Source organism: Sphingopyxis sp. H050 (assembly GCF_001468265.1).
Classification (GTDB): domain Bacteria; phylum Pseudomonadota; class Alphaproteobacteria; order Sphingomonadales; family Sphingomonadaceae; genus Sphingopyxis.
Window position 1 is genome coordinate 577,166 of record NZ_LNRZ01000002.1, and the last position, 23,671, is coordinate 600,836.

The 23,671-nt window shown below is 66.6% G+C and carries 19 protein-coding genes; 9 read left to right on the forward strand and 10 right to left on the reverse strand.

The window, feature by feature from the left end; all coding sequences use genetic code 11:
- Window positions 1-222 precede the first annotated feature (222 nt).
- From ATE67_RS05865 to ATE67_RS05880, 4 genes are all read left to right on the forward strand, one after another.
- On the forward strand, window positions 223-1,416 hold the full coding sequence (locus ATE67_RS05865) for a type III PLP-dependent enzyme (RefSeq protein ID WP_058815701.1): 1,194 nt from the start codon (window positions 223-225) through the stop codon (window positions 1,414-1,416).
- Window positions 1,417-1,548: 132 nt separating this feature from the next.
- The gene (locus tag ATE67_RS05870) at window positions 1,549-2,706 is read left to right on the forward strand and encodes a CaiB/BaiF CoA transferase family protein (protein ID WP_058815871.1); all 1,158 of its coding nucleotides are present in this window, start codon (window positions 1,549-1,551) and stop codon (window positions 2,704-2,706) included.
- A 65-nt stretch (window positions 2,707-2,771) separates the two neighbouring features.
- Entirely contained in the window at window positions 2,772-3,203 is a 432-nt protein-coding gene (locus ATE67_RS05875; protein WP_058815703.1) for an MAPEG family protein, read from the forward strand.
- A gap of 13 nt (window positions 3,204-3,216) precedes the next feature.
- Window positions 3,217-3,651, forward strand: coding sequence for an MAPEG family protein (locus ATE67_RS05880; RefSeq protein ID WP_058815705.1), 435 nt, complete (start codon window positions 3,217-3,219; stop codon window positions 3,649-3,651).
- Between the two features lie 3 nt (window positions 3,652-3,654).
- On the opposite strand, the gene ATE67_RS05885 is transcribed toward ATE67_RS05880, so the two are convergent.
- From ATE67_RS05885 to ATE67_RS05920, 8 genes are read right to left on the reverse strand one after another with little or no spacing between them, the layout of a single operon-like run.
- Entirely contained in the window at window positions 3,655-4,854 is a 1,200-nt protein-coding gene (locus ATE67_RS05885; protein ID WP_058815707.1) for a class I SAM-dependent RNA methyltransferase, read from the reverse strand.
- Between the two features lies 1 nt (window position 4,855).
- Window positions 4,856-6,214: an NAD(P)H-hydrate epimerase gene (locus ATE67_RS05890; protein WP_058815709.1), complete on the reverse strand. Its 1,359-nt coding sequence runs from the start codon at window positions 6,212-6,214 to the stop codon at window positions 4,856-4,858.
- 35 nt (window positions 6,215-6,249) lie between these two features.
- Window positions 6,250-6,636, reverse strand: coding sequence for a hypothetical protein (locus tag ATE67_RS05895; RefSeq protein WP_058815711.1), 387 nt, complete (start codon window positions 6,634-6,636; stop codon window positions 6,250-6,252).
- A complete protein-coding gene (gene ilvD, locus ATE67_RS05900; RefSeq protein WP_058815713.1) occupies window positions 6,633-8,492 on the reverse strand; it encodes a dihydroxy-acid dehydratase in 1,860 nt (619 codons plus the stop codon). Before ilvD ends, ATE67_RS05895 begins: the two co-directional genes overlap by 4 nt.
- 59 nt (window positions 8,493-8,551) lie before the next feature.
- Window positions 8,552-9,283: an N-formylglutamate amidohydrolase gene (locus tag ATE67_RS05905; RefSeq protein ID WP_058815872.1), complete on the reverse strand. Its 732-nt coding sequence runs from the start codon at window positions 9,281-9,283 to the stop codon at window positions 8,552-8,554.
- The gene (locus ATE67_RS05910; protein ID WP_058815715.1) at window positions 9,280-10,128 is read right to left on the reverse strand and encodes a 4-(cytidine 5'-diphospho)-2-C-methyl-D-erythritol kinase; all 849 of its coding nucleotides are present in this window, start codon (window positions 10,126-10,128) and stop codon (window positions 9,280-9,282) included. The genes ATE67_RS05905 and ATE67_RS05910 overlap by 4 nt, the downstream gene beginning before the upstream one ends.
- Window positions 10,128-11,735 carry a tetratricopeptide repeat protein gene (locus tag ATE67_RS05915; RefSeq protein ID WP_231728058.1) on the reverse strand — a complete coding sequence of 536 codons (1,608 nt, stop codon included), beginning with the start codon at window positions 11,733-11,735 and terminating at the stop codon, window positions 10,128-10,130. The genes ATE67_RS05910 and ATE67_RS05915 overlap by 1 nt, the downstream gene beginning before the upstream one ends.
- Before the next feature lie 49 nt (window positions 11,736-11,784).
- On the reverse strand, window positions 11,785-13,440 hold the full coding sequence (locus tag ATE67_RS05920; protein WP_058815874.1) for an electron transfer flavoprotein-ubiquinone oxidoreductase: 1,656 nt from the start codon (window positions 13,438-13,440) through the stop codon (window positions 11,785-11,787).
- A 120-nt stretch (window positions 13,441-13,560) separates the two neighbouring features.
- Here ATE67_RS05920 and ATE67_RS05925 point away from each other — a divergent pair, with 120 nt between their 5' ends.
- The 5 genes from ATE67_RS05925 (at window position 13,561) to ATE67_RS05945 (ending at window position 18,358) form a co-directional block, all read left to right on the forward strand.
- A complete protein-coding gene (locus tag ATE67_RS05925) occupies window positions 13,561-14,346 on the forward strand; it encodes a uracil-DNA glycosylase family protein (RefSeq protein ID WP_058815717.1) in 786 nt (261 codons plus the stop codon).
- Window positions 14,347-14,358: 12 nt separating this feature from the next.
- Window positions 14,359-16,113: a lytic transglycosylase domain-containing protein gene (locus ATE67_RS05930; protein ID WP_082660234.1), complete on the forward strand. Its 1,755-nt coding sequence runs from the start codon at window positions 14,359-14,361 to the stop codon at window positions 16,111-16,113.
- Entirely contained in the window at window positions 16,103-16,627 is a 525-nt protein-coding gene (moaB, locus tag ATE67_RS05935) for a molybdenum cofactor biosynthesis protein B (protein WP_058815721.1), read from the forward strand. Before ATE67_RS05930 ends, moaB begins: the two co-directional genes overlap by 11 nt.
- A gap of 50 nt (window positions 16,628-16,677) precedes the next feature.
- A complete protein-coding gene (locus ATE67_RS05940; RefSeq protein ID WP_156416918.1) occupies window positions 16,678-17,226 on the forward strand; it encodes a hypothetical protein in 549 nt (182 codons plus the stop codon).
- 70 nt (window positions 17,227-17,296) lie between these two features.
- Window positions 17,297-18,358 (forward strand): PA0069 family radical SAM protein, encoded by a 1,062-nt coding sequence (locus tag ATE67_RS05945; RefSeq protein WP_058815725.1) that lies wholly within the window; start codon window positions 17,297-17,299, stop codon window positions 18,356-18,358.
- Here the strand turns inward: ATE67_RS05945 and ATE67_RS05950 are convergent.
- A complete protein-coding gene (locus ATE67_RS05950) occupies window positions 18,355-19,959 on the reverse strand; it encodes a long-chain fatty acid--CoA ligase (RefSeq protein ID WP_058815728.1) in 1,605 nt (534 codons plus the stop codon). The genes ATE67_RS05945 and ATE67_RS05950 overlap by 4 nt on opposite strands.
- Before the next feature lie 116 nt (window positions 19,960-20,075).
- The gene (gene dnaE, locus ATE67_RS05955) at window positions 20,076-23,567 is read right to left on the reverse strand and encodes a DNA polymerase III subunit alpha (protein WP_058815730.1); all 3,492 of its coding nucleotides are present in this window, start codon (window positions 23,565-23,567) and stop codon (window positions 20,076-20,078) included.
- Window positions 23,568-23,671: the final 104 nt, after the last annotated feature.

Below are 23,671 nucleotides of genomic sequence, written 5' to 3' on the forward strand. Positions count from 1 at the left end.
CCTGTCTAACGCCGCCGCACGTTCTTGTCTCGGTTTTGCGCTGGTAAACGCAGCTCTGCCCCGGCTCGGCGCGCCTATCACCGCACTGTTACAAAATTGCGCGATAGGGTCTTTACAGGGGGGACCCCCCTCCATATATGCGCTCTCCGCTGCCCCAGGGGGACTTCCAATAACCGCAAGGCAGCCTTGGATGTTTAACGTATTTTTTGGGGGTCCCTTGAGTTGCACCAGCATCATAGCGCCCACGGGCTGATTCAGGCACTTTCGCCGGTCGAACCTGTTACGCTTGTCCGCCCGCATGCCGCGCGGCGCGCAGCGCGTTTCTTCATCGAGCGATTTCCCGGCACGACCATGTATGCGGTCAAGGCGAATCCGTCGCCCGATCTGCTGCGCGTGCTGTGGGATTCGGGTCTCACCCATTTCGACGTCGCCTCGATCGCCGAGGTGCGCCTCGTTGCGCGCGAACTGCCAAAGGCAACGCTCTGCTTCATGCATCCGGTGAAGGCCGAGGAAGCGATCTCCGAAGCCTATTGGAAGCATGGCGTGCGCACCTTCTCGCTCGACACGATGGAAGAGCTGGAAAAGATCGTCCGCGCGACCGAAGGGGCCACCGACCTCAACCTGCTCGTGCGCCTGCGCGTCTCGTCCGACCATTCGAAGCTCAGCCTTGCCGCCAAGTTCGGCGCCGAGCCCGAGGAAGTCGGCGAGCTGCTGATGGCGACCCGTCAGGCTGCCGACGCGCTTGGCATCTGCTTCCACGTCGGCAGCCAGGCGATGACGCCGCATGCCTATGCGCAGGCCATGGAGCGCGTGCGCGCCGCGATCGTGGCGGCCGCAGTGACGGTCGACATCGTCGATGTCGGCGGCGGCTTTCCGTCGACCTATCCCGGCATGGAACCCCCGCCGCTGGGCGCCTATTTCGAGACGATCCACCGCAGCTTCGAAAGCCTGCCGATCAGCTATTCGGCCGAACTCTGGTGCGAACCGGGCCGGGCGCTGTCGGCCGAGTATAGCTCGCTGATCGTGCGCGTCGAAAAGCGCCGCGGCGACGAACTCTACATCAACGACGGCGCTTATGGGGCGCTGTTCGACGCTGCGCATGTCGGCTGGCGCTTCCCGGTTTCGCTGCTGCGCGAGCCGGAGAGCGACGCCGAACTGGTGCCGTTCAGCTTCTATGGCCCGACCTGCGACGACCTCGACCATATGACCGGCCCCTTCTACCTGCCGGCGGACGTCAAGGCGGGCGATTTCATCGAGATCGGCCTGCTCGGCGCCTATGGCTGCGCAATGCGGACCAGGTTCAACGGCTTTGGCGCCGAGGAAATCCACGTCGTCAGCGACGAACCGATGGCGAGTCTCTACACCGGCGAAGTCGAACAGGAACGCCGCAGCGCAACGGTGACGAAGCTGTTCTGATCCCGTCGGAATGAACGAATGCAGAGGGCCGACGCAGCGATGCGCCGGCCCTTTTCGTTTGTGCGGATTGCCTTTTCCGTTTTCTTCCGCAACCATTCTGTCGTGCGCGAAACAGGGAGAGGCAATTACCGCATGACCATGCTCGCCGGCATCCGCATCATCGACCTGACCACGGTCATCTTCGGCCCTTATGCGACCCAGATGCTCGCCGACCTTGGCGCAGAGATCATCAAGGTCGAAGCCCCCGGTATCGGCGACGTATCGCGCTATCTCGGCTCTGGCATTCCCGATCCGACGATGGGATCGACGCACCTGACCGTGAACCGCGGCAAGCGCTCGATCGCGCTCGATCTCAAAAATCCGGGCGATGCGGCAACGCTGCGCGACCTGATCGCGACCGCCGACGTCTTCTTCCACAATGTCCGCGGCAAGGCGATCGCCCGGCTCGGCTTCGATTACGAAGGCTGCAAGGCGATCAAGCCCGACATCATCTATGTCCACGGCACGGGCTTCGGGCAGGACGGCCCCTACGCCGATCTTCAGGCCTATGACGACGTTATCCAAGCCGCGACCGGCACCACCAGCCTGCTCCCCCGCGTCGACGGCGATCCGCGCCCGCGCTATTTCCCCTCGCTGATCGCCGACAAGATCGCTGGCCAGTTCGGCGCGCAGGCCATCCTCGCCGCACTGGTCCACAAGCTTCGCACGGGCGAAGGCCAGCAGGTGGAAGTGCCGATGTTCGAATGCTTCGCGGCGTTCATGCTGACCGAACATCTGCGCGACGCGACGCTCGACCCGCCCATCGGCCCCGTGGGCTATCCGCGTCAGCTCGATCCGGCGCGTCAGCCCTTCCCGACCGCCGACGGCCATATCGCGGTCGTCCCCTATACGCCCGAATCGACGGCACGGCTGATGGGTCTGCTCGGCAGCGAAACTTTGCTCGGCTCTCCCGAATTCGAGGCAGCGAAGGCCAAGGGCAAGCATATGCCGCTGGTCTATCGCGAGATCGCGCGCAAGACGCCGGCGAAGACCACGGCCGAATGGCTCGATCTCTTCGCCGCAAACGACATCCCCGCCATGTCGGTCCGCGACCTGCAAGATATCAAGGACGACCCGCATCTCGTCGCCACCGGATTTTTCCGCCACCGCGAGCATCCGCAAGTCGGCGGTTTCTGGGAAATGCAGCCGCCGGTCAAATATGGCGCCGCCCCGCCGCGCGACCTGGGCTTTGCGCCGACGATCGGGGGCGACGGTGACTCGATCCGGGCGGAGATCGCGAACCGCCGCTGAACTTCGACCGTTGCATTGTCGGCCGCGCGCCTTAGCATCGCGGGAAAATCATAAGGGGGAGGCACATGTCGAATGGTTTGCTCGCACCCGGCGCGGTGCTCGCGCTGTGGACGATCGTCATGCTGACCTGGGCGGGTGTGACGCGCTTTCAGGCTTTTTCCAAGATCGGCATCGACATCAAGGCCGCGCCGCCGGGCGGCCGCGGCGTCGACCTGGAGGGCGTGCTGCCGCCCGAAACCAACTGGAAATCGCACAATTATACGCATCTGTGCGAACAGCCGACGATCTTTTACGCCGTGCTCGTCTTTCTGCAGCTGTCGGGCGGCGATACCGATCTGACTCGCGGACTCGCCTGGGCCTATGTCGTGCTGCGCATCGCCCACAGCCTGTGGCAGTCGACGGTGAACCGCATTCCGGTGCGCTTCGCGATTTTTTCGGTGGCGACCTTGTGCCTGCTCGCGCTGTCGGGGCTGGCGGTAATCGCAACTCTGGGTTGAGGGGGGAGAGAATATGGACACGAATGCAATATTGGGACCGGTCGCCACGCTGGCGCTCTGGTCGATGGTCATGTGGCTGTGGATGTACGCGACGCGCATCCCGGCGATGCAGCGCGCCAAGATCGACGCCAAGAACCTTGTCGGCACGACGGGCCGCGGCCTCGACGAGGTATTGCCCGCCGAGGTCCAGTGGAAGGCGCATAATTACAACCATCTGATGGAGCAGCCGACGGTCTTCTATGCGGTCGCCTTGGCGCTCGCGGTCGGCGGCATGGGCGGCGGGCTCAATACGCAGCTCGCCTGGGCCTACGTCGGCCTGCGCATCCTGCACAGCATCGTGCAGGCGACGGTGAACCGTGTGATGTGGCGCTTCGGCATCTTCGCGCTCGCCAGCCTCGCGCTGATCGCGCTCTGCCTGCACGCCTTCATCGGCTTCGTGCTGCACTAAGCCCTAGCGGGAAAAGCGCGCGGCCAGTTCCACATGGGTCGACCAGCGGAACTGGCCGACGGGCTGGACCCAGTCGAGCGTATAGCCACCCGCGATGAGGATTTTCGCATCGCGCGCAAAGCTTGCGGGGTTGCAGCTGACATAGGCGATCGCGGGCGTCGTCGCTTCGGCCATTTGCTTGACCTGCTCCTCGGCCCCCGCGCGCGGCGGATCGAGGATCACGGCGCCGAAACGATTGAGCTCGGCAGGCACCAGCGGCCGCCGGAACAGGTCGCGATGCTCGGTCGCGACAAGCGCGCGGGCGCGATTCGCGGCGCCGGTCAGCGCCGCGATCGCATCGCGCGCGCCTTCTGCGGCGTAGACCTTGCGCCCGGCCTGCACCGACAGCGCGAAGGTGCCGACGCCCGCGAACAAATCGGCCACCGCCGGCGCATCGCCGATCGCGCGCCTTACCGCATCGACCAGCGCCGCCTGCCCCGTCGCGGTCGCCTGCAGGAAAGAAAAGGGCGGCACCTCGACAAAAATCTCACCGAAGCGCACGGTCGGCGGCTCGGGCTGCCACACGGTCTCCAGCCCGTCGCCCTGGTCGATCTCGAGCCGCGCCAGCCGGTGCTCGCCGGCGAAATCCTGAAGCGCCATTGCGGCGTCGAGCCCGTCCGTCTTCACCCCTTCGAGCACCACCTCGGCGCCCTGATCGAGCATTTGCAGCTTGACCTTCACCGGACGGCGCTGCGGCGCGATGGTTTCGAGGAGGGTGCGGATCGGTGCGACGAGCGCGAACAATTCGGGCAGCAGCAGCGGGCACATCCGCATATCGACGATCTGGTTGCTCTGCGCGGCGTTGAAGCCCAGCGCCACCTGCCTGCCGGTCCGGAGTGCGGACAGCGTCGCGCGGCGGCGGCTCTGCGGCGGCGACAGCAGCGCGGGCAGCACCTCGCCCGCCGCGATATGCTGGCCTTCGAGGGCGCCGATGACGCGGTCGCGGACGAAATCGGCTAGCGCGGGTTCCGCCACATGCTGAAGCTCACAGCCGCCGCACTTGCCGAAATGGCGGCACACCGGATCGGCGCGGTTCGGGCCGGGGATCAGGATGCCGTCATCGCGGACGCGATCGCCGGGGACCGCCCCTGCGACATGGCGACCGTCGGCGGTCACGCCGTCGCCCCGCGCGGCGATGCGCTCGATCAGCGCTGGTTCGCTCATGTCAGTCCCTAATCAGATCGTCTGCTACAAGGCCGGGGCCTATACGCGCGGCCTGCGCAATATGCCAGCCCACCGCCGCGACCGCTGCGTCGAAGGGATCGCCGCCGCGGGCCATCATTGCCGCGCAGGCGCCGGCAAGCACGTCGCCCGTCCCCGCCGTGGCAAGCCATGGGCTGCCGGGCCAAGCGGCGACGACGCGGCCATCGGGCGCCGCGATGACCGTGTCGGCCCCCTTGTAGATCAGGACCGCGCCGCTGTTGGCCGCCGCCGCCTGGGCCCGCTCGATCTTGCTGCCGCGCAGATCGGGAAAGGCGCGCGCGAACTCACCTTCGTGCGGCGTCAGGATGACGGGTATGTCACCGCGTTGTCGGCGCAGCCTCGGCAGCGCCGCGTCGATCGCCGCCGCGTCGAGCACGACCGGCTTTCCGGCATCGAGCGCGGCCGCCACGTCGGCGGCGAGGCGGTCGCTTGCCGGATAGCCGGACCCGATCACCACCGCGCCGAGCCGTTTGTCGGCCAGACGCTCGCCATAGCCCGCCGCATCCTCGGCGATGATCGCCGAAAAGGGCGCGCGCGTGGCACCACTCAGCACCACATAGCCCGCACCTGCGCGCAATCCAGCAGCCGCGGTGAGTCCCGCAGCGCCCGCCATCGGGCCGGCCTTCACCAGCATCATCCCGCGGTTGAATTTGTGGGACCTTGCATCGGGCAAGAGCGCCGCGGGCTGCGGCAGCGTACGCATCGTCCGATCCGCTACAATTCCGATCGGCGCGAGCTGCACCGTTCCGCAATGCTGCGCCGAGGGGAGCAATATGTGCGCGGGCTTGAGCGCGCCAAGCGCAACCGTCGCGCTCGCCGCCAGCGGCGGATCCCAATCGTGCACCCCGTCGGCATCGACCCCGCTCGGCACATCGACGGCAACAATGCGCTTGTCCGAAAATCGGCCCAGACGCTGCACCAGCTCGCCCGCAAGCGGCCGGCTGAGGCCGACGCCGAACAGCGCGTCGATGATGACAGGTGCGGGCGACAGATGCTCGTCCAACGCATCGATGTTACCCGTCCACCGGTCCCGCGCCGCCTTCGCCAGATCGGTAGCCGGCGGCGCAAGCGCGGCGACGCGCACCGCCGCGCCCCGCTCTGCCAGCAACCGCGCCGCGACATATCCATCACCGCCATTATTGCCCGGACCGCACAGGATGAGGATCGGCGAACCCGCCGCCATGCGCCATGCGACATCGGCAACCGCCGCGCCCGCACGGTCCATCAGTTCGGCCAGCGAGGTTCCCGACGCCGCGCACGCCGCCTCGGCCGCGCGCATCGCGTCGCTCGTCAGGATCGGGGCGTCGGCGGGAACGGACATGGACAAAGCCTAACACGCCCGGGGCAAAAGTCGCGCTACTTCGCTCCGCGGGTGTTGGCGGGCAGGCGATAGCGATCCATGCCGACCGCCACTTCGATCACCCCGTCGCCGACGATCGTGACCTTCGCGGGCAGCGCGCCGTCGGCCGAGACCACGCCGCGTCCGTCGGTCGTGATCTGCAGGCGGCGGTATCCGACGTCGGCCTTGCCGACGATCAGCACCGTGCCGTCGGCGCCGCGCATTTCCTCAACGGTGCAGGTGCGGTCGAACAGCTTCGCGCCCTCGAGCGCGCATTCAATGCGGCCGCTCTCGGCGGCTTCCTTCGATCCGCGCGCTTCGGCTTCGGCCAGCCTCTCATTGTCGGGTCCGCCGCAGCCCGCAAGCAGCAGCGCGCCCCCGATGATCGCCCCCGGCCTCTTCATCCCTTGCCCTTCAGCTGCGACAGGTCGCGCACCGCGCCGCGCGCCGCGCTGGTCGTCATCGCGGCATAGGCCTGAAGTGCTACCGAAACCTTGCGCGGGCGGGGTTTGGCCGGCTGCCACGCAGCCTCGCCCTTCGCCTCCATCGCGGCGCGGCGCTCGGCCAGCACGCTGTCGGCGACCGCCAGCACGATCGTCCGCGACGGGATGTCGATGTTGATCAGGTCGCCATTCTCGACCAGCCCGATCGTCCCGCCTTCGGCCGCTTCGGGCGAGACATGGCCGATCGACAGCCCCGACGTGCCGCCCGAGAAGCGCCCGTCGGTGACCAGCGCGCAGGCCGCGCCCAGCCCCTTCGATTTGAGATAGCTCGTCGGATAGAGCATTTCCTGCATGCCCGGCCCGCCCTTGGGCCCTTCATAGCGGATCACGACCACGTCGCCCGCCTCAACTTGCCCGGTCAATATGCCCGCGACCGCCGCATCCTGGCTCTCATAGACCTTCGCCGGGCCCGAGAATTTCAGGATGCTTTCGTCGACGCCCGCCGTCTTCACGATGCAGCCGTCGAGCGCGATATTGCCCGACAGCACCGCAAGCCCTCCGTCCTGGCTGAAGGCATGCTCGGCCGAGCGGATCACCCCGGTTTCGCGATCAAGGTCGAGCGACTCCCATCGCCGGTCCTGGCTGAACGCCGTTTGCGTCGGTACTCCGCCGGGCGCCGCCATGAAGAATTTCTGCACCGCCGGGTCGTTGGTCCGCGAAATGTCCCATTTGTTCAGCGCATCGCCCATCGTCGCGCTGTGCACCGTCGACAAATGCGCATGGAGCAGCCCCGCGCGTTCGAGCTGGCCGAGGATCGCCATGATGCCGCCGGCGCGGTGGACGTCCTCCATGTGGACGTCGCTCTTCGCCGGCGCGACCTTGGACAGGCACGGCACGCGGCGCGACAACCGGTCGATGTCGGCCATCGTGAAATCGACGCCAGCCTCGAACGCCGCCGCAAGCAGGTGCAGCACGGTGTTCGTCGACCCGCCCATCGCGATGTCGAGGCTCATCGCATTCTCGAACGCCTCGAACGTCGCGATATTGCGCGGCAAGACGCTGTCGTCGCCTTCCTCATAATGGCGGCGGCACATCTCGACGACGATCCGCCCGGCGCGCAGGAACAGGTCTTTGCGGTCGGCGTGGGTCGCGAGCGTCGAGCCGTTGCCCGGCAGCGACAGCCCCAGCGCCTCGGTCAGGCAATTCATCGAGTTGGCGGTGAACATGCCCGAGCACGACCCGCACGTCGGGCACGCCGATCGCTCGATTTCGGCGACTTCCTCGTCGCTATATTTCTCGTCCGCCGCGGCGACCATCGCGTCAACGAGGTCCAGCGCGACCTCCTTGCCCTTGATGACGACCTTGCCCGCCTCCATCGGCCCGCCGGAGACGAACACGACCGGGATGTTGATGCGCAGCGCCGCCATCAACATGCCCGGCGTGATCTTGTCGCAGTTCGAAATGCACACCATCGCGTCGGCGCAATGCGCATTGACCATATATTCGACGCTGTCGGCGATCAGATCGCGGCTCGGCAGCGAATAGAGCATGCCGTCATGCCCCATTGCGATCCCGTCATCGACCGCGATCGTGTTGAATTCCTTCGCGACTCCGCCCACCGCCTCGATCTCGCGCGCCACCATCTGGCCGAGATCTTTAAGATGAACATGCCCCGGCACGAACTGGGTGAAGCTGTTGACCACCGCGATGATCGGCTTGCCGAAATCGCTGTCTTTCATCCCCGTCGCGCGCCACAGCCCGCGCGCGCCCGCCATATTGCGGCCATGGGTGGTGGTGCGCGAACGATATGACGGCATTTTGAGCAATCCTGATAATTTTATTTCACAAATAAGCGAAGAGACGCGCCTCTACACACCTATCCTGCCAGATTCAATGCAACTTTGCTGCACAGACGCGCAAGCCGCGCCGCGAACAGCGCCTGCCCCGCCGCATCGCTCACCAGATCCTGCCGCATCTCGATCCCTATGTAGGGAACCCCGTTCGCCTCGGCATGGCGGTTCATCGTCGCGTTGAGCAGCTTGCCCGAATAAGGCAGCTGGTCGCCGACCGTCAGCCCTTCCTCGCGCAGCGCCGCAATCGCCGGCCCGGCAAGCCGGTCGTCCTCATTGTAGAGCACCCCGACATGCCACGGCCGCTCCTGTTCGGGGTCGCTGGCGAGCGACGGTGTGAAACTGTGCAGCGACAGGATGAACGCGGGCCGGTGCGCCGCGATCGTCGCCGCGATATGCGCGTGATAGGGTCGGAAGAACCGCGCCATCCGCGCCTCGCGTCCGGCATGATCGAGCGCATTGCCCGGGATCGCATGGCCATCGCTCGCGATCGGCACCGCGCCCGGCGCATCCTCGTCGCGATTGCAGTCGACGACGAGCCGCGACACGCCGCCGAGGATCGCCGCATCGACCGCGCCGTTCTCGACGAGCAACGCCGCCACTTCGGCAACGCTGATGTCGATCGCGATATGCTGGCGGAGCAGCGCCCGATCGATGCCGAGATCGACATCGTCCGGCACACACGCCGACGCATGATCGCCGATCAGCAGTACGCCCCCTGCCCGCGGCGCGCCCAGTTGCCGCCACGCTTCACTCATCGCAGCAGCCCCGTCATCGTCCACCATGCGGGGTGCCGCTGCGCAATTTCGGCCGCCGCCGTATCGCGCTCGGCGGGCGAATCGAACAGCGCAAAGCAGGTGGCGCCCGATCCCGACATGCGCGCCAGCCACGGCCGCAAGGCGCCCAATTCGGTCAGGACGTCGACGATCGCCGGGCATTGCGCGATCGCAGCCCGCTGAAGGTCGTTGCGCGACGCGAAGAGCTGCGCGCGCAAATCGGCCCCCGTGAACAGGGGTCCGCGGTCGATCCCGTCCCAGGCCGCGAACACCGGCCCCGTTGCGACGGGCTGCCGCGGATTGACCAGCAGCACCGGCGTTCCGGTCAGATTGAGCTGCGGCACCGGGCTCAGCTCTTCGCCAACTCCGACGCCGAGGCAGGTCGCGCTCGCCACGCACGCGGCAATGTCGGCGCCCAGCGTCCCGGTCAGCCGCGCCAGCGTCGCGTCGCCAAGCTCCGGCAAAAACGTCGCCCGCACCAACCGCGCCATCGCGGCCGCATCCGCCGACCCGCCGCCGATCCCGGCCGCCACCGGCAAATGCTTGGTCAGCCGGACGGCAAGCGGCGGCACCCGGCTTGCCCCGTACCGCTCGCGCAGCAGCGCCAGCACGCGCAGCACCAGATTGTCGGCTCCGGCGCTCAGCCCCTCGGCGAACTCGCCGTCGATGGTCAGCCGGTCGGCGTGGGCCTCCGTCGCTTCGATCGCATCGCCGCCGTCGACGAAGGCGAACAACGTTTCGATCTCATGATAGCCGTCGGCTCGCCGCGCGCGGACGTGCAGCGCCAGGTTGATCTTCGCCCAGCCGGTGTCGTTCAGCGCCGCCATCAGGGCGCCGTCGTTGCCGGGGTCAGCCCGTCGCGCAGCTTCGTCTCGATCCGCGTCGCCATGTCCGCCTCGGCAAGCAGCGCTGCCGCGCGCCAAGCATAGCGCGCCTGGACCTTGCGTCCAGCCTGCCAATAGGCGTCGCCCAGATGTTCGACGATCACCGCGTTGGTCGGGTCGCCGCGCTCCGCCTGTTCGAGCAGGGGGATCGCATCGGCGGTGCGTCCGGTCAGGAAATAAGCCCAGCCGAGCGAATCGGTGATGCTCGAATTCCCTGGCTCGGCATTCCATGCGGCCTCGATCCTCGCGAGCGCCTGACCGACATTCCTGCGCCGCTCGATTGCCGAATAGCCGGCGAAATTGAGGATCGTCGGGTCGTCGGGCCGCAGCGCGACCGCTTGCTCCATCAGCGCGGCGCCGGCCTCCCAATCGCCCGCCTTCAGCAACAGGTCGGCGCGCGCGATCAGCAAGGTTCCGCGCAGCGCCCTATCCCCCGGTCCGTCGCCCAGCGTCGCCTCGATCGCCGCATAGGCGCGCTCGGTCGCGGCGCGGTCGTCGGAGCGGCGCGCGATATCGGCCGCGCGCACGAGCATGCTCCGCGCGGGCGAGGCCCCTGCCACGGCCGCCTCGGACATCCTGACCGCGCCGGCGAAGTCCCCCGCATCGGCCAGGAATTCGGCGCGGCGCATCTGCAGCGGCGCCGGCAGCGGACGGGTCGCGGCGAGCAGCGCCGACGCCTGTTGCTTTTGCCCGTTGCGGTCGAGCGCCTCGACCAGCGCCGAACGAACCGTCCAGTCTTTATCGTCCAGCCAATAGGCGGCGCGCGCGAACAACAGCGGCAGCTTGGGGCTGCCGTTCGGTGTCCGCGCCAGTCCATCGGCGAGCAGCCCCAGCCAATGCGCCATCCCCGCACGCGGCATCGTCACCGGCTGGCTCGACAGCAACAGCAGCGGGTCTTCGCGCCCGTCGGCGGCAAGCGCAGTGCGCCCGCGCAGCGCCTTGGCCGCCTCACCCTGCCCCGAGGCCTCGAGCGATGATGCGAGCCGCAGCGCGACGAGCTGGCTCGTGCGATCGGTCAGGATCGTGTCGGCCGCCAGCTTCGCGGCCTCTTCGGGCCGCCCCGCCGCCACCTGCACCAGCGCCGCTTCGAGCGCCAGCGCGGGTTCGGGACGCGCGCGTCCGGCCGCGGCGATCAGGTGGCGCTCGGGCGCCTTCTCCCGCGCGCCGACGTCGATCCAGCTGTTGAACGCCGGCTGGATCAGCTTCGCGATCGCATCGCCGCCGGTCTTGTCGGGACGATCGTTCAGATAGCCGCGCGCCGCCTTCCAGTCCGCCCGGCGCATCGCATCGACGAGCAGCACCAGCTGGGCGTCGAAACGGCGGTCGCCAGCCTGCCACAGCTGCGTTGCCGAACTGCGCGCGACCGCCAGATCGCCCGCCTGGATCGCCTGCTCGAGCAGCCGGCCACGCAGCCCCGGCAGATCGGGTTGCTCGCTCGCCACGATCGCCAGCTGCGACACCGCTGTGGCGGGATCGCCCGCATCTTCGGCCAGCCGCGCATTCACCAATGCGCCCAGCGCCGATCCGTTCACGGCCTTGGCGGCCTGCACGGGCAGCGCCGCCGCAAGCAGCCCGGCGGTCAGAACGAAACGGGCGGGCTTACATATTGGGGTAATTGGGGCCTCCGCCGCCTTCGGGAGTGACCCAGTTGATATTCTGGGTCGGGTCCTTGATGTCGCACGTCTTGCAGTGGACGCAATTCTGCGCGTTGATCACGAATTTGGGATCGCCGACGTCCTGCCCGACAATCTCATAGACCCCCGCCGGACAATAGCGCTGCGCAGGCTCGTCATAGATCGGCAGATTATATTCGACCGGGATCGACGGGTCCTTCAGCTGCAGATGGACTGGCTGATCTTCTTCATGGTTGGTGTTGGAGATGAACACCGAGGAGAGGCGGTCGAAGGTCAGCACGCCGTCGGGCTTGGGATAATCGGGCTTCGGCATGATGTCGGCACGGTACAGCGTCGTATTGTCGGGATGATGCTTCATCGTGAAGGGCACTTTGATCTTCAACGTTTCCAGCCACATCGTCATGCCCGCGAAGATCGTGCCCGCAAGATCGCCCCATTTCTCGACGAGGGGCAGCACGTTGCGCACGACGCTGAGTTCCTTCTTGACCCAGCTGTCGTCATAGGCCGCCTGATAGGCGTCGAGCGCGTCGTTGCCGCGGCCGGCGCTGACCGCAGCAAAAGCCGCTTCGGCGGCCATCATGCCCGACTTCATTGCGGTATGCGTGCCCTTGATGCGCGGCACGTTCAGGAAACCGGCGCTGTCGCCGATCAGCGCGCCGCCGGGGAAGGACAGCTTGGGCACCGACTGGTAGCCGCCGTCGCTGATCGCGCGCGCGCCATAGGAGACGCGCTTGCCGCCCTTCAGGATCTTGGCGATCTCGGGGTGCGTCTTCCACTTCTGCATTTCCTGGAAGGGGGAGGTGTGCGGATTGCGATAGTTGAGCCAGGTCACGAAGCCGAGCGCGACCTGGCCGTTGGCTTGATGATAGAGGAAACCGCCGCCGTTCGAATTATGATCGAGCGGCCAGCCCTGCGTATGGATGACGCGGCCTTCGGCATGGTTTTCGGGCTTGATGTCCCAAAGCTCCTTGACGCCCAAGCCATAGACCTGCGGCTCGCAATCGGCGTCGAGCGCGAATTGCGGCTTTAGCACCTTGGTCAGATGCCCGCGTGCGCCTTCGCCGAAGAAGGTATATTTGGCGTGGAGTTCAAGGCCGGGCGCATAGTCCGGCTTGTGACTGCCGTCGCGCGCGACGCCCATGTCGCCGGTCGCGACGCCCTTAACCGACCCATCCTCATGGTAGAGGATTTCGGCGGCCGGAAAGCCGGGAAAGATTTCGACACCCAGCCCCTCGGCCTGCTCTGCGAGCCAGCGGCACAGATTGCCGAGGCTGCCCGTATAAGTACCCTTGTTGTGCATGAAGCCCGGCGAGATGAATTCGGGCAGGTTGAATTTCTTGGCTTTGGTCAGCACCCAATGCTGGTTGTCGTTCACCGGAACCTGCGCCAGCGGACAGCCCTGCTCGCGCCAATCGGGGATCAACTCATCGAGCGACTTGGGGTCGATGACCGCGCCCGACAGGATATGCGCCCCGACCTCGGACCCCTTTTCGAGGATACAGACCGACAACTCGCTGCCCGCCTCGTTCGCCAGCTGTTTCAAACGGATCGCCGCCGAAAGACCCGCAGGGCCCGCCCCGACGATCACGACGTCATAGGGCATCGATTCCCGTTCGCTCACCGCAAGTACCTTTCTGCCGTCCCCGCGCGGGATCATTCATCGTGTCCCGCGCTCATTCTGTCACGAATTGCGATGCCTTCCAATTGACGCGTCCGTCAACTGTCTGTTTGAAACAAATTCATGGGTGGGCAAAATTCCGCGTTGCTGGCCGCGAGCTATCATGACTGGTGGTCGCTGGCCGGCGTCGATGCGCTGGTCGGCGAGGCGCCGGCGGGCTGGCTCGACGTGCCCGCCGCCAACGATGTCGCGGCAAAACCCAAAATCACGCCGTCCGCCGAGCCCGAGGCAGCACCGTTGCCCGTCGCGCTGCAGCGGCGTGAGGCTCCCGTCGAGGCCATATCCAGTGGCCCGGTCGCGCTTCCCGACGAATGGGACGCGTTCCAAGCATGGCTGGCGACGAGCGCCGACGTTCCCGGCAGCCAATGGGATGCACGCCGCGTCCTGCCGGTCGGTCGCGTCGAGGCGCCGCTGATGCTGATGACCGCCTGGCCCGAAATCGACGACCAGCGCGAGGGCGAACTCTTCACCGGCCCCGCCGGCCGGCTTCTCGATGCGATGCTGCGCGCGATCGGTCTGGCCCGCGCCGACTGCTATCTCGCCAGCCTCGCGATCACGCGGCCGCCCGGCGGGCGCATCGACGATCGCGACGCCGCCGAGCTCGACCGGCTGCTCTGGCACCATCTGCGGCTCGCGAAGCCCGGCCGCCTGCTCCTGGTCGGCAGCGAGATCACGCGCATGGCCGCCGGCTTGCCGCTCGCCGACACGCGCGGCAGGTTACTCGATATTAACCAAGATGGCGGCAAAGTGGACGCCGTGGCAATCGCGAGCCCCGCGATGCTGCTGTCCCGGCCGGCGCAGAAAGCCGCCGCGTGGGACAGTCTGAAACTGTTCAACCGGGGACGTTGACAGATGCAGGATATGACCAGGACCCTTCTTTCATGCGCGTTCGCTGCGCTGGCCATCGGCGCAACGCCGGCGCTGGCCGCCGACGCCAACCCGGACTTCCTGTCCGCGCCGCAGACCGTGCCCGACACGCTCTCTTCGAAACAGAAGCAGCTTTACACGCAGGTGCTGACCGCGATCCGTGGCCAGCGCTGGGCCGAGGCCAAGTCGCTGATCGGCGACGATACGGGTCCGCTCGCCGACTTCCTGCGCGCCGAACTGCTCACCGCCGCGAACAGTCCGCGCGCCGAAATCGTCGACATCCTGCCGATCCTCTCGCGTTCGCCGCAGCTTCCGCAGGCCGAACAGCTCGGCCGCCTCGCCGCGAAGCGCGGCGCCACCGATATCCCGATCTTGCCGCTGCAGGCGCGCCTCAGCTGGGCAGGCAGTGCGCCGCGCCGCGTCGGCGCCGACAGCGTCGGTGATCCCTCGGCTGCCGGCCTCGCGCGCACGATCCCCGACCGGATCAAGAATGACGACCCCGCGGGCGCCGAAGCGCTCTATCTCGCCGCCGCCGACAAGCTCAGCCCCGAGGCGCGCGACGAATGGCGGCAGAAGATCGCCTGGTCCTATTATATCGAGAATGACGACGCAAGCGCGCTCCGCCTCGCGTCCGAATGCGCGTCGGGCCGCGGCGCCTGGGCGACGCAAGGCGCATGGGTGCAAGCGCTCTCGTCTTGGCGTCTCCGCGACTATCGCACCGCGCTCGCCGCCTTCGACCGTGTCGCGCGCGAGGCGCCCGACAGCGAACAGCGCGCCGCCGCCTATTACTGGTCCGCGCGCGCCGCGATCGCGGTCGGCGAGCCCGCCTCGGTCCAGCCGCGCCTCCGCGCCGCCGCGGCGAACGAGGAGACCTTCTACGGCCTCCTCGCCGCCGAAACGCTCGGCGTCGAGGCCAAGGCCCAGCGCGAGAATGTCCGCGCCGACCGCAGCGCCTGGCGCGCGCTGGAAGATCTGCCCAACGTCCGCGCCGCGATGGCCTTCGCGGAAATCGGCGAGGAAGCCTATGCCGACGAACTGCTGCGCCATCAGGCGCGCATCGGCGACGTCCGCCAGCACGAGCAGCTGATCGGCATGGCGCAGGCGCTGAGCCTTCCCGAAACCCAGCTCTGGCTGGCGCACAACACGCCGCAGGGCCGCAAGCTCGCGGCCGCCGCGCGCTATCCGCAGCCTAAATGGGAGCCGAACGGCGGCTGGCGCGTCGATCCCGCGCTTGTCTTCGCGCACACGCTCCAGGAATCGCGCTTCCAGCGCAAGGCCGTCAGCCCGGCGGGCGCGATGGGCCTCATGCAGGTTCGCCCCGGCACCGCGAACGACCTCGCCCGCTGGAACGGCGACGGCCGCGGACCCGGCGACCTCAAGGTTCCCGCGGTCAACATGGATTTCGGCCAGCGCTATCTGCAATATCTCAGCAAGGACAGTTCGACCGGCGGCCAGCTGCCCAAAGTCATCGCCGCGTACAACGCCGGCCCGGCGCCCATCGCGCGCTGGCAGACCGAAATCCGCGACGGCGGCGACCCGCTGCTTTACATCGAGTCGATCCCTTATTGGGAAACGCGCGGCTATGTGGGCATCGTGCTGCGCAATTACTGGATGTACGAGGCGCAGCAGGGCAAGCCGTCGGTCAGCCGCGCCGCGCTGGCGCAGGGCAAATGGCCGCGCTTTCCCGACGGCAAGGACCGCGTCCGACTGACTTACGCTGGCCCCGCCGGCCTCGCCAATGCCGATTGACGAAAGCCTGCCCTTCCGGCCCGTCCGGATCGCGCTGCTGACGGTGTCCGACAGCCGCAGCGTCGCGACCGACAAGTCGGGGGACAAGCTCGAAGAATTGCTCACCGCCGCCGGCCACATCCTCGCCGCGCGCGCGATCATCCCCGATGAGGGCGATCTGATCGTCTCGCGGCTTCACAACTGGATTGACGATCCCGAAGTCGATGTCGTCATCACCACGGGCGGCACCGGCGTCACCGGCCGCGACGTCACGCCCGAGGCGCTCCACCGGATCAACGGCAAGGACATCCCCGGTTTCGGCGAGCTGTTCCGCTGGCTCAGCTATCAGAAGATCGGCACCTCGACGATCCAGTCGCGCGCCTGCGCGATCGTCGCGCGCGGGACCTTCATCTTCGCGCTGCCGGGCTCGACCGGAGCGGTCACCGACGCCTGGGAAGGCATCTTGTCGACCCAACTCGACAGCCGCCACAAGCCCTGCAACTTCGTCGAATTGATGCCGCGGCTTACGGAATGAGGCATTTCGTGGCGCTTGCGCTTCTCTTCGTTCTGGCCGGATGCGCCGCGATGACGGCATCTCCGTCGGCCCCGTCATCTGCCGGCCAATGTCGCCTTACCAACGAAGACCTGATAGCCAATCGCTCGCTTTCGTGGCCCGAATTCGATCAGCGCCAGAATAGCCGCACCACATGGAGCGCACTCGGATCGGCAGGGTGCCACGAGGCGGCGGCGGTCGCCTATGCCGACTATCTCGCCTTCGGTCCGTCGATATCGGGCGAGCGATACCAGACGACGGCACGCTTTCATCTCGGCAGGTCGCTGGCTTATGCAGGCCGTACCGAGGAAGCGGCTCGGATGATCGCGACAGCTCGCCGCGAGACCGAAGTCGGCGGCCTGCACTGGAACGACTATGTTCAGGGAACAGTCGCCTTCCTTACCCGCGACCGTGAAACGCTGGTCGCTCGGCAGGCATCGCTCGCTGCGCAATCGGGTTTTGCTAACCGGATCAACGCTGGGGTCCTCGCCGGGCTACTCCATTGCTGGAACCGCCCGTATCTGGAAGCGGCAGCCCCGGCTTGTACGACCGCCAGCGGATATCAAATGCCCGCCGAATAATTTTGTTCTTCATTTGTTCCAATGATCGCGCTACGATCCGAGAGTGGAACGAACGAAGCCTCTACCCCCAATGTCAGGCCGCGGCGCGCCGACCAATTTGCGCCCGACCCGCACCGGATCGCTCGATCGCGAGGCCGATGGCGACTGGCTCGACGCGGCCGAAGATATCGACGGCACCCCGCCTCCCCTGCGCACGACCGTCACTATCGAGCACCCGAAGACGATCATCGCGCGCAACACCTCGCCTGACATCGGCTTCGACCGCTCGATCAACCCCTATCGCGGCTGCGAGCATGGCTGCATCTATTGCTTCGCGCGCCCGACGCACGCTTTCCACGACCTGTCGCCGGGGCTCGATTTCGAAAGCAAGCTGTTCGCCAAGCCCGACGCGGCGAAGCTGCTTCGGCAAGAATTGGCGAAACGCAATTACAAGGTCGCGCCGCTCGCGATCGGAACCAACACCGACGGCTACCAGCCGATCGAGCGGGAATGGGGAATTACGCGATCGATCGTCGAGGTTCTGGCCGAAACGAAGCATCCGCTGCTGATCACGACCAAGTCCGATCGCCTTCTCCGCGACATCGACCTGCTCGCCGCGATGGCACGCGACAATCTGGTCGGCGTCGCGATTTCGGTCACGACGCTCGACGCAAGGATCGCGCGCACGCTCGAACCCCGCGCGCCGCACCCCCGCCGCCGCCTCGCTGCGATCCGCAAGCTGATCGACGCGGGTGTGCCGACCCAGGTCAATATCTCACCGGTCATCCCCGCGATCACCGACCACGAGATCGAGGCGATCATGGCCGCCGCGGCCGAGGCCGGCGCGATCCGCGCCTCCTACATATTGATGCGCCTGCCGTTCGAGGTCGCGCCGCTTTTCCGCGCCTGGCTCGCGGCGCATTATCCCGACCGTGCCGACAAGGTCATGCACATCGTACAGGACATCCGCGGCGGAAAGGACAATGATCCCAATTTCTTCACGCGCATGAAGGGGCAAGGCATCTGGCCGCAGCTGATCCGCCAGCGCGTCAAGCGCGCCGCGCGCGAACATGGCATGGACAGGAGCTTCCCGCCGCTCCGCAGCGACCTGTTTCGTCCGCCCGAGCGCGACGGGCAGATGGAGATGTTTTAGGCCGCCGTCAGCGAGCGAAGCTTGTAATCCTTGTAATCGTCGCGGATCTGCCGCTTCAATATCTTGCCCGTCGCGGTGTGCGGCAGTTCGTCGACGAAGACGACCTCGTCGGGCAGCCACCATTTGGCGACCTTGTCCTTCAGATAATCGACGATGTCGGCATCGCTCACTTCGGCGCCCGGCTTCTTCACGATCAGCAGGATCGGCCGTTCGTCCCATTTGGGGTGATAGACGCCGACCGCGGCGGCCTCCTGCACCCCCGGCGCGCCGACCGCGGCATTTTCCAGTTCGATCGAGCTGATCCATTCGCCGCCCGACTTGATCACATCCTTCGCGCGGTCGGTGATCTGCATGACGCCGTCGGGATGGATGACCGACACATCGCCGGTGTCGAACCAGCCGTCGCTGTCCGCCGCATCGGCGTCGGCCTTGAAATAGCGCTGGATGATCCAGGGCCCGCGAATTTGCAGCCGCCCGCTCGTCACGCCGTCGCGGGGCAGTTCCTTGTCCTCGTCGTCGACGATGCGCAGTTCGACCCCGAACGGCGGACAGCCCTGGCGGCAGACGATGTCGACACGCTCGTCGAAGCTCAGCTCGTCCCAGTTCCAGGGACGCTTGCCCATCGTCCCGATCGGCGAGGTTTCGGTCATCCCCCACGCATGGCCGACATCGACGCCGGCTTTCATGAAACGCTCGATCATCGCGCGCGGCGCCGCCGACCCGCCGATGATCACGCGGTAGAGCTTGCCATAATCGATCCCCGTCGCATCCATATGCGCGAACATCGCCAGCCAGACCGTCGGCACCCCCGCGCTGTGCGTCACGCCCTCGTCGCGCATCAGGTCGCACAGTATCTTCGCATCGTTGGTCGCCGAGAAGACCAGCTTCGCCCCGACGGTCGCCGCGGCGAAGGGAATGCCCCAGCTGTTGGCGTGGAACATGGGCACGATCGGCAGGATGACGCTGCGGTTCGACATGTCGAACACGTCAGGCTGAATTTCGGTGATCGCGTGGATGACGTTCGAGCGATGCTCGTACAGCACGCCCTTCGGATTGCCCGTCGTGCCGCTGGTATAGCAAAGGCCTACCGGATCGCGTTCGTCGAGTTCGACCCACTGAAAACTGCCGTCCTCGGCGTCGACCAGATCGCGGTACGACTTATAGCCGCCCTGCGCCGGCGCATCGAACAGGATAAAATGCTCGACGGTCGGAAGCTGGTCGCGCAGCCGCTCGACGATCGGCAGGAACATCGCGTCGAACAGCAGGACGCGGTCCTCGGCGTGATTGATGATATAGATCAGCTGCTCGTCGAACAGCCGCGGGTTAACGGTATGAAGCACTCCGCCCATCCCGGCGGTGCCATACCAGCTGACGAGATGGTGGCCGTGGTTCATCGCCAAGGTCGCGATGCGGTCGCCCTTCCTGATGCCCAGCTTCGCCATCGCCGCGGCGAAGCGGCGCGCGTCGGTGCCGACCTCGCCCCATGTCGAGCGCGTGATGCTGCCGTCAGCCCAGCGCGAAACAATCTCGCGCCCGCCATGCTCGCGCGCGGCATGGTCGATCAGGCTCGTGACGAGTAGCGGCTGGCCCTGCATAGACATTTCGGCATCCTCTTTGTGGTGTTTGCCCTTGGATAAGGCGAGGAATGCGGTGGGCGCAAGCCTTTAGCGGCACCGGACCCTCCCTGTGGCGAGGCCATGGGGTGGATCCGGAATGCTTACCCCCGCACCCTGAAATCCTTGGGGGCCGCGAGCGACAGCTTCGGCTCGATCACCCCCGCGACCAGTTCGAGCCGCGCGACAAGGTCGGGATTGAGCGCGAAGCGGCGGCCGAGGTTGATGCGAATGTCGCGCCCGGTATCGGGGTCGGGCGTCGTGACGATGATCGCGCCGCGCGCATCGTCGCGCCGCTCAGCGAGCCTTGCCAGTTCGGCGATCGCCTCCACCGCCTCGATCCGGCACTCGAGCTGCAGCGCCGCGGTCGCCGCAATATCGGCGAGCGCTTGCGCCCCGCGCACCGTCACGCGCGGCGTCTCCTCGCCTTCCAGCAGGTCGAGCTCGACCGACAGCATTGCGCAGCCGCCATCCTCGGCCAGCGCCTCGAGTATCTTGCCCGCCTGCTCATCGAAGCAACTCGACTGGAATTGCCCGCTCCGGTCGGACAGCGTCAGGTTGAGAAACCGATTGCCGCGCTGCGACACGCGCGGCCGCGCACTTTCGACCATCGCCGCCATGACCATCGGAATACGCGTGCCAGGCGTCATGTCGACATTATCGCAGATGTCGCCGTACGAACGCGCCCCGCGCGCCGCGACGATCGCCTCATATTGCTCGACCGGATGCGCAGAGAAATAGAAGCCGAACGCCTCTTTCTCGCGAGTCATCCGCTCGGCCTGCGTCCACGGCTCGGCCGCGGGCAGTTGCAACACCGGCATGATCGCGATGTCGCCGCCGAACAGCCCGCCCTGCCCCGTCGACCGCTCGTGCGCCGAACTGTTTGCGCAGGCGAGCAACGCCTCGGCCCCGGCATAGGCGCGCGGCCGGTCGGGCTCGATACAGTCGAACGCCCCGCCCGCCGCCAGCGCCTCGATCTGGCGCCGGTTGAGCTGCTTCGGGTCGATCCGCGCCGCGAAATCGTCGAGGCTCGCAAAATCGCCTTTCGCATGGCGCTCGGCGACCAGCGCTTCCATCGCCTTCTCGCCGACGCCCTTCAGCGCGCCGAGCGCATAGCGCACCGTCAGCCCTTCATCGCCGCGCCCGACCGAGAAATCGGCCTCGCTCTCGTTGATCGACGGCGCCGAGACATCGATCCCCAGCCGCCGCATATCGTCGATGAAGATCGACAATTTGTCGGTCTGGTGGCTGTCGAACGACATCGACGCCGCGAAGAATTCGTGCGGATAATGCGCCTTCAGCCATGCGGTCTGATACGACAACAGCGCATAGGCCGCGGCGTGGCTCTTGTTGAAGCCATAGCCTGCGAATTTATCGATCAAGTCGAACAGTTCGTTCGCCGCCTTCGCGTCGATGCCGTTATGCTCGCCGCAGCCCTTGACGAAGGTGTCGCGCTGCGCGTCCATCTCCGCCTGCACCTTCTTGCCCATCGCGCGGCGCAGCAGGTCGGCGCCGCCCAGGCTGTAGCCGGCGAGGATCTGCGCCGCCTGCATCACCTGTTCCTGATAGACGAAGATGCCATAAGTCTCGGCGAGGATGCCTTCGAGCAGCGGGTGCGGATAAGCGATCGGCTCGCGGCCGTTCTTGCGTGCGCCGAACAGCGGAATATTGTCCATCGGCCCGGGGCGATAGAGCGCGACGAGCGCGATGATGTCGCCGAAATTGGTCGGCTTCACCGCCGACAGCGTGCGCCGCATTCCTTCGGATTCCAGCTGGAACACCCCGACGGTGTCGCCGCGCTGGAGCAGCTCGTACACCGCCGTGTCGTCCCACGCGAGCGTGTCGAGATCGACGTCGACCCCGCGGAGCGCGAGCAGCCGCTTCGCCTCCTTCAGCACCGACAGCGTTTTCAGCCCGAGGAAGTCGAACTTCACCAGCCCCGCGGTCTCGACATATTTCATGTCGAACTGCGTCACCGGCATGTCCGACCGGGGGTCGCGATAGAGCGGGACGAGCTGGTCGAGCGGCCGGTCGCCGATCACGACGCCCGCCGCGTGCGTCGAGCTGTGCCGCGGCAACCCTTCCAACTGCCGCGCCATGTCGAACAGGCGGCGCACGCCATCGTCCTGCTTATATTCCGTCATCAGCTCGCTGACGCCATTCAACGCGCGTTCGAGCGTCCAAGGATCCGTCGGATGGTTCGGCACCAGCTTCGCGAGCCGGTCGACCTGGCCATAGCTCATCTGGAGCACGCGCCCGGTGTCCTTCAGCACCGCGCGCGCCTTCAGCTTACCGAAGGTGATGATTTGTGCCACGGTATCGCGGCCGTACTTTTCCTGCACATAGCGGATCACTTCGCCGCGCCGCGTTTCGCAGAAATCGATGTCGAAGTCGGGCATCGACACGCGCTCGGGATTGAGGAAGCGTTCGAACAGCAGGCCCAGCTTCAACGGGTCGAGGTCGGTGATCGTCAGCGCCCAGGCGACGACGCTGCCAGCGCCCGACCCGCGCCCCGGGCCCACCGGAATATCGTGCGACTTCGCCCATTTGATGAAATCGGCAACGATCAGGAAATAGCCCGGAAAGCCCATCTGGGTAATGACGTCGACCTCGAAGTCGAGGCGCTCGACATAGGCTTGCCGGTCTTCATCGGACAGATCGGAATAGAGCGCCAGCCGCGCCGCCAATCCCTCATGCGCGTCGCGCTTGAGCTGCGCCGCCTCGCCCTCGCGGTCGCCCGCAAGGCTGGGCAGGATCGGCGCGCGCTTCGGCGCCATGAACGCACAGCGCTGCGCGACGGTCAGCGTATTGTGAATAGCCTCGGGCAGGTCGCTGAACGCATCCTCCATCGCCTCGGCGGGCTTCAGCCATGCCTCGGGGCTCGATACGCGCCGGTCTTCGCTTTCGACATAGGCCGATTGCGCGATGCACAGCATCGCATCGTGTGCGGCGTGGAATTGCGGTTCGACGAAATTCGCCGGATTGGTCGCGACGATCGGCAGCGCCCGCGCATAGGCGAGATCGATCAGCGCATTCTCGGCCGCGATCTCGGTCGCATCGTTGCGCCGCGACAGCTCGATATAGAGCCGCCCACCGAACAGCGCTTCCAGCTGCTCGACATAATCCTCGGCCGCGGTCCGCTGCTCGCCCGCGAGCAACCGCGCCAGCGCGCCTTCGCCGCCACCGGTCAGGCAGATCAGCCCGTCGGTCTTGCCCGCGAGGTTCGCCAGCGTGACATGCGGATCCTGCTCGACCGGCCGGCCCAGGTGGGCCGCAGACACGAGCGCGCACAGATTGTTATAGCCCGCATCGTCCTGCGCATAGAGCGCCAGCCAGTCGATCATCGGCGCGCCGTTGGCGAGCCGTTGCCCCGGCCGCGCAACGCTCAGGAAGGCGCCGACGATCGGCTGCACCCCCGCCGCCTTGCACGCCTCGCCAAAGGCCATGACGCCATACAGCCCGTTGCGGTCGGCCACCGCAATCGCCGGAAAACCCCGGTCGCGCGCGGCTTTCGCGATCGCCTTGGGCTCGATCGCCCCCTCCAGCATGGTGTAACTGGAAAAGACGCGCAGGGGAACGAAGGGGCTGTAGGCCATCGAGCGACGCTAGGCATATGTGACGATTCGGGGAAGGCCCATGCAAACCGCTGCCGTCATTTAATCGCGCCCCGTTCCTCTCATCGCCGTCGAGCGATTGGCCA